The sequence below is a fragment of the Ruegeria sp. HKCCA6837 genome (genome assembly GCF_013034475.1).
Lineage (GTDB): Bacteria > Pseudomonadota > Alphaproteobacteria > Rhodobacterales > Rhodobacteraceae > Ruegeria.
Genome location: NZ_WQGD01000002.1, coordinates 264,537 through 278,883 on the forward strand (window position 1 = coordinate 264,537; position 14,347 = coordinate 278,883).

At 60.5% G+C, this 14,347-nt stretch carries 6 protein-coding genes; 4 read left to right on the forward strand and 2 right to left on the reverse strand.

All coding sequences use genetic code 11. The features are described 5' to 3' along the window. The first annotated feature begins 25 nt into the window (after positions 1 to 25). The 4 genes from GOV91_RS05605 to GOV91_RS05620 are packed head-to-tail and all read left to right on the forward strand — an operon-like array spanning position 26 to position 6,703. The gene (locus tag GOV91_RS05605) at positions 26 to 1,033 is read left to right on the forward strand and encodes a MoxR family ATPase (RefSeq protein WP_171234741.1); all 1,008 of its coding nucleotides are present in this window, start codon (positions 26 to 28) and stop codon (positions 1,031 to 1,033) included. Then, positions 1,030 to 1,905, forward strand: coding sequence for a DUF58 domain-containing protein (locus tag GOV91_RS05610; protein ID WP_171234742.1), 876 nt, complete (start codon positions 1,030 to 1,032; stop codon positions 1,903 to 1,905). Before GOV91_RS05605 ends, GOV91_RS05610 begins: the two co-directional genes overlap by 4 nt. Further along, positions 1,902 to 4,664 (forward strand): DUF4159 domain-containing protein, encoded by a 2,763-nt coding sequence (locus GOV91_RS05615; RefSeq protein WP_171234743.1) that lies wholly within the window; start codon positions 1,902 to 1,904, stop codon positions 4,662 to 4,664. The genes GOV91_RS05610 and GOV91_RS05615 overlap by 4 nt, the downstream gene beginning before the upstream one ends. Continuing rightward, positions 4,661 to 6,703: a hypothetical protein gene (locus GOV91_RS05620; RefSeq protein ID WP_171234744.1), complete on the forward strand. Its 2,043-nt coding sequence runs from the start codon at positions 4,661 to 4,663 to the stop codon at positions 6,701 to 6,703. The genes GOV91_RS05615 and GOV91_RS05620 overlap by 4 nt, the downstream gene beginning before the upstream one ends. Here GOV91_RS05620 and pbpC read toward each other — a convergent pair. Further along, positions 6,700 to 8,736 carry a penicillin-binding protein 1C gene (gene pbpC, locus GOV91_RS05625; protein ID WP_171234745.1) on the reverse strand — a complete coding sequence of 679 codons (2,037 nt, stop codon included), beginning with the start codon at positions 8,734 to 8,736 and terminating at the stop codon, positions 6,700 to 6,702. The genes GOV91_RS05620 and pbpC overlap by 4 nt on opposite strands. A 36-nt stretch (positions 8,737 to 8,772) precedes the next feature. After that, positions 8,773 to 14,199 (reverse strand): alpha-2-macroglobulin family protein, encoded by a 5,427-nt coding sequence (locus GOV91_RS05630; protein ID WP_171234746.1) that lies wholly within the window; start codon positions 14,197 to 14,199, stop codon positions 8,773 to 8,775. Positions 14,200 to 14,347 lie beyond the last annotated feature (148 nt).

Sequence of the window (14,347 nt, forward strand, 5' to 3'; positions counted from 1 at the left end):
ATATTAGTCCACGGAAGGGAAAGTCATGACCGAACCTGCCGACCTCGTAGCCGAGATCGAAGCGCTGGAAAACAAGCTGCAAGAGGCGAAGGCCTCGATCACCCGCCGCTTCATCGGGCAGGAAAGGGTCGTGGATCTGACTCTGACCGCGCTGTTGTGCGGTGGTCATGCCCTGCTGATCGGTTTGCCGGGGCTGGGAAAAACGCGGTTGGTCGAAACGCTTTCGACCGTGATGGGCTTAAACGGCAACCGCATTCAGTTCACGCCCGACCTGATGCCCGCAGATATTCTTGGGTCCGAGGTTCTGGATACTGCCGATGACGGTTCACGGCATTTCCGGTTTATCTCTGGACCGATCTTTTGCCAGTTGTTGATGGCTGACGAAATCAACCGCGCCAGCCCTCGAACGCAGTCGGCTTTGCTGCAAGCGATGCAGGAACGCACGGTAACTGTGGCAGGCGAAGACCGCTCGCTTGGGACACCCTTCCACGTATTGGCCACGCAAAACCCGATCGAACAGGAAGGGACCTATCCGCTGCCCGAGGCGCAGTTGGACCGTTTTCTGGTTCAAATCGACGTCGAATACCCGGATCGGCAGACCGAACGTGATATTCTGCTGGCCACGACGGGTGTGGAAGAGGAAGACGCTCACCAGATTTTCAGCAAGGAAGACCTGTTGGCGGCCCAAGTCCTGCTGCGCCGGATGCCGGTGGGTGAATCGGTGGTCGAACTGATCCTTGATCTGGTTCGCGCGTTCCGCCCCGAAGAAGCAGGCGTGTCCGAACGCGTTTCAGAAACCGTGGCTTGGGGCCCCGGTCCTCGCGCAGCGCAAGCGCTGATGATGACGGTGCGGGCACGTGCGATGTTGCAGGGGCGTTTGGCTCCGAATGCTGAGGATGTTCTGGACATGGCCCGCCCGGTGCTGAGCCACCGGATGGCGTTGAACTTTGCGGCGCGGGCGCGCGGTGACAGCCTTGCCGAGCTGATTGACTCGACGGCTGCCGGTCTGATCCGCACCGAGGCTGCGGCGTGAATGCTGCGCTGACCCTTCGCGAAAGATCCGAGGCCGAAGCGTCCCGGCTGCCGCCTCTTTTGGCGCGGGCCGAGCATTTGGCCGGAACCGTCCTGTTGGGCGATCACGGGCGTAGGCGCTCGGGTATGGGCGATGATTTCTGGCAATACCGCCCCGCGCAAATCGGGGATAGCCGCCGGATGATCGACCACCGCCGTTCAGCGCGGGGGGATCAGCAGTTTGTGCGCGAGCGCGAATGGCAGATCGCGCAATCGGTGATGCTCTGGGTCGATCAGGGTGCTTCCATGCGGTTCGCGTCTGACAAATCGCTGCCGACAAAGGCGGATCGCGCCCGGCTGTTGGGGCTGGCAACCTCGATCCTGCTGGTGCGCGGCGGTGAACGTGTCGGCCTTACCGGTACAACCTTGCCGCCCCGGCGCGGCAACGCGCAGATCATCCGTTTGGCGCAAGCCTGGTCTGAAGATGATCAAACGGATTACGCCCCGCCTGAACACCGTGCCATGATTCCTCATGCCCGCGCCGTGTTTATCTCGGATTTCCTTGGCCCCATGGACGAAGTTGAATTGGCCCTGACCAAAGCGGCTGACCGCGGCGTGCGCGGTGTGGTGCTGCAAGTACTTGATCCGGGCGAAGAGACATTTCCCTATCGCGGGCGCACCATTTTCGAAAGCGTCGGAGGATCTGTCCGGCACGAAACCCTCAAGGCGGCCGAGTTGCGGGACCGCTATTTGGAACGTCTTGCGCGCCGCAAGGATGCCCTGACGCAGTTGTGCCGTGCAACCGGCTGGCAACTGGGCCTGCATCATACGGGTGATAGTGCACAAGCGGCTCTATTGTGGCTCTATCGGGCCTTGGATGGGGGCACGCGATGACGGTTCTTGCGGGCATAGGCTTTACCGCGCCATGGGTTTTGCTGGGTCTTCTAACCCTGCCGATTCTGTGGCTGATTCTGCGCGCTGTACCGCCCGCACCGATCCGCCGGATGTTCCCGGCAGTCACCCTGTTGTTGGGCTTGAAGGATGACGAAAGTGTTTCGGATCGCACACCATGGTGGTTGCTGCTGCTGCGGATATTGGCGGCTGCGGCCATTATCGTGGGTCTGGCCGGACCGGTTCTGAACCCATCGCGGGATGAGACCGGCACCGGACCGCTGCTGCTGGTTTTGGATGCCAGTTGGGCCGGTGCAACGCGCTGGTCGGCCACGCTGGACCAGATAGACACTCAACTGTCCGAAGCAGGTCGCGCTGGTCGTACAGTTGCCATAATGCGCCTGACCGAACCGGAAACGCCTGTTTTCCAAGCGGCGGAAGCATGGCGCGGGCGTCTTCCTGGACTGACTCCGAACCCTTGGCAACCGACTGCCGATCAGATTTCTCAAGCCATTGCCGTTTTGGATGCAGTTGATGGCGGCTTTGAAACGCATTGGTTCAGCGACAGGTTGGACTATGCCCAACATGCCGGGTTGGTTTCTGCCTTGCAGGCGCGTGGTGATGTGACGGTGTATCAGGCGGCATCCAGGCCCATTGCGATCCAGCCCGCGGCCTACCAAGACGGTCTTATCCAACTGACCGTGCAACGCGCGGGACCCGGCCCAGAAGAGCGGGTGACGGTTCTGGCGCAGGGGCGTGATCCGGCAGGCACGGCGCGGGTGCTGCATTCGGTCGACCTGACCTTAGATGCCGGGGAAACCACGGCGCAGATCGAACTGGCACTGCCGTCGGAATTGCGCGCGCGCATCACGCGTTTCGAAATTCAGGGCCAAAGATCCGCCGGGACTGTGACCCTGACAGATGACAGCTTGCGTCGGCGTGAGGTTGCGCTGATTGCCGGAACCTTGAACCGCGAAGGGCTGGAGCTGTTGTCGCCCCTACATTACCTGACACAGGTTCTGATCCCCACGGCGGATTTTGTCGATGGGGGTCTGCTTGAGGTTCTGCCTGCGAACCCAGATGTGATCGTTCTGTCGGATGTCGCGCAGATGTCGGATGCGGAAGAGACCGGTCTGATCGAATGGGTCGAACAGGGCGGCCTGCTGCTGCGGTTTGCCGGTCCGCGCATGGCGGCCAGCGATCTGGGGCGGGATACCGAAGACACCCTGTTGCCCGCGCGGCTGCGCAGCGGCGGGCGATCTGTCGGTGGAGCGATGAGCTGGGGTGAGGCCAAGACCCTGGCCCCGTTCCCCGAAAATTCACCGTTCTATGGTTTGGATATCCCGGATGATGTGGTCGTCTCGACCCAGGTCATGGCTCAACCAGACCCTAATCTGGCGGATCGCGTGATTGCGTCTCTCTCTGATGGAACGCCATTGGTAACACGCAAGGCGTTGGGATTGGGGCAGGTGGTGCTGTTCCACGTAACCGCAGATGCGGAATGGTCCAGTCTGCCGCTGTCGGGCCTGTTTGTCGAAATGCTGGATCGTCTGGCCGTGGCCTCGGCTGCGAAATCCCGGCAAGAGGCACAGTTGCAAGGCACCACGTGGGAGCCAGTGCAGATCATGGACGGGTTTGGCACATTGTCAGACGCTGGCACGCTTGCGGGTGTCGACGGTGTGCATTTGATTTCGGGGCAGATCGGGCCGGATTTACGTCCGGGTCTGTATGAAAGTGGCAAGCAGAAGCTGGCGCTGAACGTTGTTTCCGAGGATACCGAACTTCGCCCGGTGGTGTGGCCCGCCAATGTGCCGATCAAAGGGCAAGAGGCCAGCACCGAAACCCCGCTGAGTGGTCTGCTGCTTAGCCTTGCTTTGATCTTGCTCACAATCGACGTGGTTGCGTCATTGGCTTTGTCTGGCCGGTTGGGTTTGGCTCGTGCTGCTGCTGGGGTTCTGGCGGCGTTTCTGCTGGTGCCCGAGGTTCAGGCGCAGACGCCGGAGGACACTGAGTTCGCCTTGGCAGCGACGCATGAACTTGTCTTAGCCCATGTGCTGACGGGCGACGCGCAGGTGGACGAGATTGCGCAGGCCGGTCTGCGAGGATTGGCGCAAACCTTGTTTTATCGCACCTCCGTCGAACCGGCCGACCCCATAGGTGTGGACCTTGAACGTGATGAGCTCGCATTCTTCCCGCTGCTCTACTGGCCGATTTCCCTGAGCCAGCCTCAGCCTTCGGCTGAAGCTTATGTGAAATTGAACGCCTATTTGCGCTCGGGTGGGATGATCCTGTTCGACACACGTGACGCGGATATCGCTGGCTTCGGCGCGTCCAGCCCGAATGGCCGCAAGTTGCAGCAACTGGCTGTACCGCTGAATATCCCTGCATTAGAGCCGATTCCACGTGATCACGTCCTGACCAGAACGTTCTATCTGTTGCAGGATTTCCCGGGCCGTTATTCTGGCACCGAGGTCTGGGTGGAAGCTGCGCCACTGGACGCGGAACAGATCGAAGGGATGCCGTTCCGCAACCTGAATGACAATGTGACTCCGGTGGTTATCGGTGGAAATGATTGGGCCGGGGCCTGGGCTGTGGATCGCAATGGGCAGGCCCTGCTGCCTGTCGGGCGCGGCTATGCCGGGGAACGTCAGCGCGAGTTGGCCAATCGTTTTGGTGTCAATTTGGTAATGCATGTGCTGACCGGGAATTACAAATCCGATCAGGTCCACGTGCCCGCCCTTCTGGACAGGTTAGGACAATGACCGGAACCGTCATATTCGACCCACTGATCCCTTGGCCTATTTTGGCCGCTGTGGGTGCGATTGCCGTGGCTGGGGTTGTGTTGGCCCTGTGGCGTGGCTTGTCGGGTTGGGCGCTGCGGGGTTTGGCGGCTTTGGTGGTTCTGGCGGCTCTGTCCGGCCCGGTCTATCAGATCGAAGATCGCGCACCGCTGACAGATATCGTCCTGATGATCGAGGATGAAAGCGCTAGCCAGACGCTTACGGACAGGGCTGAACAAACTGCACAGGCAGCCGAGGCACTTGCTGCTGAGATTGAGGCGCGCAACAACACGGAACTGCGCCGCATTCAGGTTGGCGACGGGGATGGGGATGAGGGCACGCAGATCATGGCGGCTCTGAATGAGGCATTGGCCGAAGAACCCCGCGCTCGGATCGCTGGCATTCTGGTGGTGTCGGACGGGATTGTGCACGATGTCGATCAGGCTCCGGACCTGCCTGCACCGATGCACCTTCTGCAAACCGGGCGTGAAAGTGACTGGGATCGCAGGCTTATCGTTCGGAATGCGCCTGCCTTTGCCATTATTGGCGAGCCGGTAACATTGACCCTGCGCGTGGAAGACAGTGGCGCAGCCCCTGCCGGTGCAGCAACCGCGCCGTTAGAGATTTCTGTAGACGGTGCCGCACCCGAACAGTTCAACATTCCCATTGGCCGGGATGTCGAGTTGCCGATCACGCTGCCCCATGGCGGGCGCAACGTTATCCAGTTCTCTGTTCCGCAGGCCGAGGGTGAATTGACCGACCGCAACAACACTGCGCTGATCCAGATGAATGGCGTTCGGGATCGTCTGCGCGTTTTGCTGGTCTCGGGCGAACCGCACCCCGGTGGGCGCACATGGCGCAACCTGTTGAAATCCGACAGTTCGGTCGATTTGGTACATTTCACCATTCTGCGCCCGCCTGAGAAACAGGATGGCGTGCCTGTCGATGAGCTGTCCTTGATCGCCTTTCCGACGCGTGAACTGTTTCTGGAAAAGATCAACGATTTCGATCTGATCATCTTCGACCGCTACAAGCGGCGTGGCATCTTACCTGCGATCTATCTGGACAACGTCACCAGCTATATCAATGACGGGGGCGCGGTTCTGATCGCGGCTGGTCCCGATTTCGCCAGTGCCGACAGTATCTTCCGATCTCCTTTAGCACCGATCTTGCCGGCGCAGCCTTCGGCACGGGTGTTCGAGGAACGGTATGTACCGATGGTCAGCGACTTGGGGCAACGGCATCCGGTAACAACCAATCTGGGCGATTCCGAGGATTGGGGGGCTTGGTTGCGCCAGATCGACGTGAACCACCGCTCGGGCGAGGTTCTGATGACTGGCATCGAAGAACGGCCACTGCTGGTTCTGGACCGTGTTGGCGAGGGGCGCGTTGCGATGCTGGCATCCGACCACGCTTGGCTGTGGAGCCGCGGTTTTGAAGGTGGCGGTCCGCAGCTGGAGCTGCTGCGCAGGTTGGCTCATTGGATGATGAAGGAACCCGAACTGGAGGAAGAAGCGTTATGGGCCGAGGCGAACGGTCAATCCATGCGCATCATTCGCCAGACGCTTGAAGACGAGGTTGGGCCGGTGACGGTGACGCGTCCAAACGGTGAGACACTAGAGATCACTTTGCAAGAGGTCTCTCCGGGCCGGTTCGAAGCACAAAACTATGGGCCTGAGATCGGTCTGTACCGGTTGCGGGAAGGCGACCATATGGCCGTGATTGGCCTTGGCCCCGCCGCGCCGAAAGAGTTTGAGCGCACCATCGCAACCGATGATGTTTTGGAACCGATCTTGGCTAGTATGCGGGGTGGCGTGATCCGTTTGGAAGACGGTTTGCCATCAATCCGCAACGTACGCGCAGGGCGTCCTGCGGCTGGCCGAGGTTGGATCGGTCTGACCCCGCGCGATGCCTACGAGACGCGGGATGTTACGCAGGCCGGTCTGCTGCCCCCTTGGCTGGTTTTGCTACTGGCAGGAGGGTTCCTGCTGGGAGGTTGGTTGCGCGAAGGGCGGCGCTAATCAATCCTGATTGCTGCCCGATCCGAAAGACCTTGCGCATCCACCACAACAAGCGAGGTGAAACCGGCCCCCGGGTTGGGGATCTCGAACTCTCGCTGTCGCTGTCCGGTCAGCACGGGCACGCCATCCGCCAGCACTGAAAATGGCCCGACCCCCCCGCGCAGTTTGACCGTTAGGGGCGCTCCAAATGTCTCTAAAACAGCATTATCGGGCGGAAACAGCAGATCCGGAGCGGAAGGATCATTTTGGAAAGCCGCCGTGCGAGGGCGGAAACGTTGCAAGGGTTGGGGCAATTGCGCAGCGCCCACCAGCAAGGTCGAAGGCGGCGGTGGGCGCAGCGGGGTAAGCGCGGGTTTCAGCAGGCTGAAGGCTTCGGCCAGAAGCGGCGCGGCAAGATCGCCTCCGAACGCGCCGGGAACGGGCGTTCCATCTGCACGACCTAACCAGACCCCAATGACGTGCTGACCGTCAAAGCCGATGGCCCAGGCATCGCGGTGGCCATAAGATGTGCCGGTTTTGTAGGCCAGCGCCCCTGTCGCGCCGCCTGCGGGTGGTGAAAGCCCGGCCAGAATGTCGGCAACCTGCCAGGCAGAGGTTTCTGACATAACGCGCGGGGTTTGCAGTGCATCCCCCAAGGCATCGTGGTGCAGAATCGGGCCTTGTCCACCGCCTGCCAGAGCGGCGTAGATTTGTACAAGGTCATGCAGGCTCAACCCCACACCGCCCAATGAGATCGCCAAGCCGGGCGTGCCACCGTTCAGGCGCGGTTCTGATCCGGCCAAGCGTAATGCCGCCATGATACGCGCTGGCCCCAGCGCGTTTGTCAGACGCACGACCGGAATGTTGAGCGACAATTGCAGGGCGTCCCGTACCCGGACATCGCCACGGAATGCCCCATCAAAATTGCGCGGGGCGTAGCGGCCAAACATTACGGGGCTGTCGCTGATCAGGGTTTCGGGATGGGCCAGTCCCTGATCGAAGGCCAGCCCGTAAACCAGAGGTTTCAGTGTCGATCCGGGCGACCGCAGCGCTTGGGTCATATCCACAAAGCCCTGACGGGCATCCTGATACCCGGCGGACCCGACCGAGGCCAGAACCTCACCACTGCGGTGATCCGCGACGATCAGGGCCCCGGATACGCGCGGCCCGACACGGGTGGCGGCTTGGGCCACCAAACCCTCCAACCGGGCCTGCCACCCGGCGTCCAAAGTCAAATCGACCGCGCCGGTTGCCTGGGTCAGGCGTTTCATCCGGTCGGTCAGGTGCGGCGCCAGACGCGGGAAGGGTCTCATTTGGTCTGGAATGGTTTCTGCTATGGCCGCGCTGGTTTCAGCCGCAGTCAGGGTGCCATACCGCGCGAGCCTGCGCAGAACCCGGTCACGGGCTTCTCGGGCTATCTGTGGTTCACGATCCGGGCGTCGAGCTTCCGGGGATTGCGGCAATGCGATTAACAGGGCCGCCTGTGCTGCGGTCAACCGAGTTGCGTCTTTTCCAAACCATGCACGGGTACCGGCTCGGATACCTTCCAGATTGCCCCCATAGGGTGCGTGGGTCAGATAAAGGGTCAGGATTTGCCGTTTGTTTAACCGCTGCTCCAGGGCCAATGCGACTCTAATTTGGCGAATTTTACCGCTCCAGCGCCCGGTCGAGCCATCTTCGATCAGCCGCGCGACCTGCATGGTCAAGGTTGACCCACCGGACACCGTGCGCCCATTCCAAAGGCTTTGCCCCACAGCGCGAAGCATCGCAACTGGGTCCACTCCGGCATGTGTCCAGAACCTTTTGTCTTCGTACCGGACGAGCATAGCGGTGAAATTCGGATCGACTGCACCGGGTTGCAATCTCCAAATCCCATCTTCAACCGGAAACGCACGCAAAAGGTCGCCGTTCCGGTCCCGCATCTCGACTGATGTTTCGGCCAGAACAGGGGGAAGAACTGTGGCATCGACCCAGCGGTGCAGACCGTCCCGTGCCAGTGCCGTCAGATAAAGGGCACCGGCCAGGGCCAACAAAAGCCGCGACGGCCTATGCATGACAGCCACCCGGGCAGTGATATTGCGCGGTGCAAATCACTGAACCTCGATCCGGCCAGTCGCTGTTCGCGCGCGGTTTTGCGGGCGGTACATATCCTCGACCGAGGCCGCAGGGTGATGGAAGAGACCCGGCGTAACCGCGCGGGCGACGTAGGCCAGCGTTACCGTGTCACCGCCGGACAGATCAACCGCAGCAAGGAAACGGTCAGAACGGAACTCGGTATGAGTTGCCTCAGACAGGTCCAGCCAGTCCAGCGACCGTACATCGCCTGAACGCAGCAGACTGGGGTTGTCGATTTCGATCCCGGCGGCAAGTGGATCATCGACCATCAGCCGCCCCCCGCCGCTTTCGAACGGGGTCACTGTCAGAACCGTGACAAACCTTTCGCCGGTTTCAAAGCTGTTGGCGTCAATCGGATCGCCATCCATCGAGTAATATTGCCGTTCGATGGAATAACCGGTACCACCCGCCTCTGGCGGAACTTCAGGGATCCCGGTGACTGTCAGGGTGATGTCCGTTGCTTGGCCGTCACTTGCCGTGATACTGACCTCATCCGCCTGACCAGACTGCAGAACCTGCACAAACGGACCAGCCACCTGAGAGCCGTTGACGGTCAAGCCCGATCCAGTCGGATCAGACACCAGCGCATGGGCGGCCAACAGCGACCACGTGGCCTCTTGCGTGGACAATGGGGCGCGACCGGCGCTGACACGTTGGATCAATGCGTCGGGATTGACGGCCTCGCTGCCCGCGCCCAGGGCAAGAGTCAACAGACCTGCCGCATCCCGCAGGTGCGTGCCAAAATCCGCGCGCCAGTAATTTTCCTGCTCATCCGGAACTTGTTCCAACATGCGAGCGGCGCGGTTGAACATCGCGTCCGCCCGGGTCTGATCGCCGTAAGATGCAAGTGCTGCGCCCAATTGTGCGGCCGCCAATGGGGTGTCGAACGCATCCCCTTTGACATCTGCATAGTAGCGCAGATCACCCATCGATGCCGCGCCGTCTCGTGCCAGAACCATCAGGGCATAGGCAATATCCTGACCGCCTTCGTCGAAATCTGGCGCGTAATTGACCCTGTTTCGTAGGTTATCCATGGCCTGGGCAAAGGCGCGATCCGGCACAGGGTATCCCTGTGCGCGCGCACGGGACAGGAAGTCCGTCACGTAAGCGTCCAACCAGAAATCTCCGCTGTCCGCGCGCCAAAGTCCAAAGGCACCATTTGCAGCCTGACGGGTCAGGATGCTGCGAATGGACTCTGTGATGCGCTGATCCACCACCGGACCGTCCCCCAGCCCCGAGGCTTGCGCGACGGATGACAGATAAAGCAGCGGCAGGGCTTTGCTGGTGATCTGTTCCGTGCAGCCATAAGGATAACGGTTCAACTGATCCAACAGACCGGGCGTGTCGAACTTTGCCAAAGCTCCGGCGGATAAGATGGCCTTGGCCGAACCGGGCTGGAACCCGTCAAATACGTCCTGTGAAAACAGGAAGCTGTCCCCGGCCCCCAACGCGAAACGTCGTGTCTGTGCAATCACCGGATCATTGGCACGTACGGGCATACGCAGGGTTTGAGACAGGTCGCGGCCGTCTGGTGTGGTGATCGAGACACTGATTTCGGGGTCGCCAACAACGCTGGCAGTGACAGGGATGTCAAAGATCGCCTTGCCGCCGTTCTTCAACACAAAGTTGGTCGGTGCCTCACCCAGTTCCAATCCACCGGAAGCCGTCAGACCAAGTACCATGTCCCCGGGTGTGCCATCGGTATGAACGATCTCAAGCCGCATTCGGCTTTGATCTCCGGGGGCAAGGAAACGCGGCAGGCTGGCGGTGACGACCACCGGATCGAGGACGATCATATCGGCTTCGGCCTGCCCGACCGCTTTGGGTGACCACGCGACAGCCATCAATCGGACAGTGCCGTTGAAGGCGGGCAGGGGAATGTCCACCTCAACCTCTCCGTCCGGGCCGACTTGAACCGGGCCGCTGAACACAGCCATCAAGTCTTGCGTCGGAGGCGGGGATTGGCGGCGCATGCCGTTGTCGGAGTCACCACCGGAACGGACGGTACCCATCGCTCCGGTCATGCCGTCGATCAGGCGTCCGTAAACGTCGCGCAGATCCACGCCCAGACGGCGTTGCCCAAAGTAATATTCCTGTGGATCCGGACTTTCAAACCCGGTCAGGTTCAGAATGCCCACATCCACCGCAGCCAGCGTCAGCCAGACCGGGTTATTTTCCGAGGTATTCTCTACCCTAATACGGGCTTTTTGCGTTTGCCGTGGAGATGTAACCTCGGGCACATCAATTGCGACGTCCAGCTTGCGATCTGCTGGGTCAATGGAGGCATGCGCTACACCCATCGCACGCGCCGGGTTTTGACCTGCTGCGACGTTCATCGGGCGGATGACCGTGGCGGTGACATAAGCCCCCGCGCCCCAATCTTCGGTCACTTCGATCGGGATTACGGTCTCACCTTCCGACACGTCCACCATTTGGCGATGGATCAGCCGGTTCGACAGGATTTCGATCTGGGCGACGCCCGCCATGCGCGGGACGATCCGTAACTGCGCGGTATCGCCTGCGCGATAGCTGTCACGGTCCAGCGACATCTCAAGCCGGTCTGGTGTGGTTGACGCATCCGCGGCCTGATACCAGCCCGCATAGAAATCGACAGCGGTTTCGGCATATGTGCCGTCGATGCGCTGGACGACCAGTTCATAACGGCCCCAATCCACGGGCTGGGCCAATGTCAAAGGATCTGTCGAGATGTCAACTTCGCCGGTGGCAATGCGTGTGCGGCGGGTTGTCGGTTCCCAATTCCAGTTGCCGTACAGCTGATACCACTGATACCGCGTCTCGACCCGGTTCAGTGTCCAACGCAGACGCATCGGGTTCGGGGTCAGATCAGGCGCGAGCGCGACGATCTGAAATGCCGCTTCGGTACTTTCGGGAACAACCTGTTCGAACAAAGGTTTGACACCGATCACCGGCTGCGGCGGCGGGACCGGAGCAGATAGGCGACGTTCAACCGGACGACCAGAACCATCGGTCAATCGTGCGATGATTTCAGCCTCAATAGGCTTTCCTTCAGTCTCTAACACTGGAATTTCGACGGCCACGGTGGCTTGGCCCGCTGCATCCGTGCGTGAGTTTCCGAAATAGGTGCTTTTTATCACGGCCTCCGCATCGTAGCGGCCAAAGCGATAGCCTTCATATCCCGGAACCGTGTCAGCCGCGCGCGCGACGACCTGTCCGTCAATGCTCAGGTCAGATCCCGGCGCACCAAAAAGATAGCGCGCATCTATGGAAAGCGGAGGGCTATCGCCGGGCCGCAAGGGCGCGTCGGGTAGGGTCAGATCGAAATCGATACGTTCAGGCAGAAAATCCTCGACCAGTACCGTCTGACGCGCCAGTGCCTCGCCTTTGGGATCAGATTTAATCTCAATCTTCCATGCTCCACGCGGTACGTCGATGGCGACAGGCAAAGCAAAGACATGCCCCCCGGCAATGCCCCCGTCCGAGACAGACCGACGGTATTCCACCCCGTCCGGACGATACAGGATCGCGGTCAGTGGCAACGCTTCAATGGCCTGTGCTTCACCATCTCGGGACAGCGCGGTGACATGGATGACCTCTCCGGCACGATAGGCACCCCGATCCGTGGTCAGGAAGACATCAACTGGCCCCGCAGGCGCGCGCCCTTCGACGCCGCGATCCGACAGGTCAAAGGCGGGATCGGTCAGGGACAAGAAGCTGAAGTCGCTGTCCCCGGCAGAGGCCGTAACCAAGGCGGGTGCATTGGCCCCTTTGCCGCGGATCAGGCCTGGATCGAATATGGCATAGCCCGTTTCATCGGTCCGCGCGGTTGCAATGACCGCGTTCGCATTTGTGACCAGCGAAACCTCGACGTCCTGACGCGGTGCCGCATCGCTGAGGCCGCGCACCGTTACGTGCAGCCCATCGGTGCCAAGCGCGGTGCTGATCCCCAGATCAGACAACACAAACCACTGCGTCGCGCCGGGGTCGTCATAAGGATCAGCCCCCGGAACACGGGCTGTCAGCGCATAGATGCCTGCAGACTGACCAGCGATGGCCTCTGCCATAGGAAGGCGCGCTGTCATGGTTTGATTCAACTTATTGGATACCTCGGCAGTGCCGGTCCAGATATCCTCGGCAATCTGGTCCGAGAATTCCTCTTCCTGCCATTCGCTGAGCGGGCGGCCAAAGAAGTCCTGTTGCACCGCGCGCAACAGGTTCCGGTCGCTGATCCGCCGCAGGATCAGATCAAGTGCAGTGACATTGACTGTTTCGACCGGCAACGCAGCATCCGCAGATTTCGGGAGGACATAGCTGCGCCCGGGAAAGCGAACCGAAGGCGTCCGGTCGCGCACGTAATGGGTCAGTTCAACGTTTCGGTTCAGTACTTCACCCGAAGCGGCTGGCAAACCTTGCCGTAGTGTCACGCGATATCGCTGGCCGTGCGCGACCCCGTCGACGCAAAGCTGTTTGTCCTCAGCCTGTACGACCAACCCGGCATCGTCACGCTGCACAAACGGATCATAGTCCACGCCGGCCTTGACCAGGGGTTCGGAAAACTCAACACAGATCCGGGGGGCGGCAGCATCGCTTTCGACCGAGCTATCGACAACGCGGAAGCCATATTTCGCAATGGCATCGTCCAGTGCGGCCAACACATCCTCGCGCGGTTGCACTTGCTCGGCCAGGCGCAGCACTGGAACCATGTCACGCCCGCGCTCAACTTCTTCCAGCGCGTTTGCCATAGTCATCAGAGCCATAATCTGGGTGCCCGGGGTCTCGGCGCGCAGATAGCCATTGATCGCAGCGTTCAATGCACGATTGCGCAAATCCCGTCGTTCGCTCCAGCCCGAGGGGTTCATAATCAGCAATAGTCGCGCGTATTCCACCCACAGGTCCGGCGCATCGCTGAGAGACACGGCAACGCCGGTCCATTGCATCGCTTGCGTCGCACTGCCCGCGCTACGCGCTGCGTCCAACACAGCTTTCAGGTCGTAACCGCCGGCAGGATGCAGGAATCCCAGGTTGTGCGCCTGATCTGTCGCCCGCTTCAAATCAGCAGAACCCAGAACGCTCAACGCTGCCGCACGGGTTTTGCCCAATATCAGAGCCTGTTCTGAGGTCGTTACCTTTTGCGCGGAAAGCGCCCCTTGATACGCCTCCTGCCGGGTCACCCCGTCCTTGGGAAAGCAGGCATCGGATCGCGTGTTATAGGTGAAAGCAGTGCAGCGATCATTGGCCGAGCATGCCCGAATGCATGATCTCAGATCTGTGTCGAACAGCGCATCCAGATCTGACCCATAAAAGTCCGTGTCCCGGGTGGTTATGTAGCGGAAGTCAGGCACGGCGTTCTGCGCCAGAGCGGTGATGGGCAGGATCAAGAGTGAAAAGATATAAGTTATTGAAATAAAAACAAAGCGGTGCATGTTGCCCTCCTCTTTGTGCTCAACCTTGCATGGCGTGCGCCTGTCACGCAACGGCTTAAACAGTTTTTCATTCTCTGCCGCGATGGTGGGACCGGAACGTCCCGGAATTGATCACCATGAGTCTTGCACAAACTGGCACAGGAACTTC

Coding starts and splice junctions, on each gene's coding strand:
- GOV91_RS05630 (WP_171234746.1), bottom strand. CDS start 14,199: ATGCACCGCTTTGTTTTTATTTCAATAACTTATATCTTTTCACTCTTG.
- GOV91_RS05620 (WP_171234744.1), top strand. CDS start 4,661: ATGACCGGAACCGTCATATTCGACCCACTGATCCCTTGGCCTATTTTG.
- pbpC (WP_171234745.1), bottom strand. CDS start 8,736: ATGCATAGGCCGTCGCGGCTTTTGTTGGCCCTGGCCGGTGCCCTTTAT.
- GOV91_RS05615 (WP_171234743.1), top strand. CDS start 1,902: ATGACGGTTCTTGCGGGCATAGGCTTTACCGCGCCATGGGTTTTGCTG.
- GOV91_RS05605 (WP_171234741.1), top strand. CDS start 26: ATGACCGAACCTGCCGACCTCGTAGCCGAGATCGAAGCGCTGGAAAAC.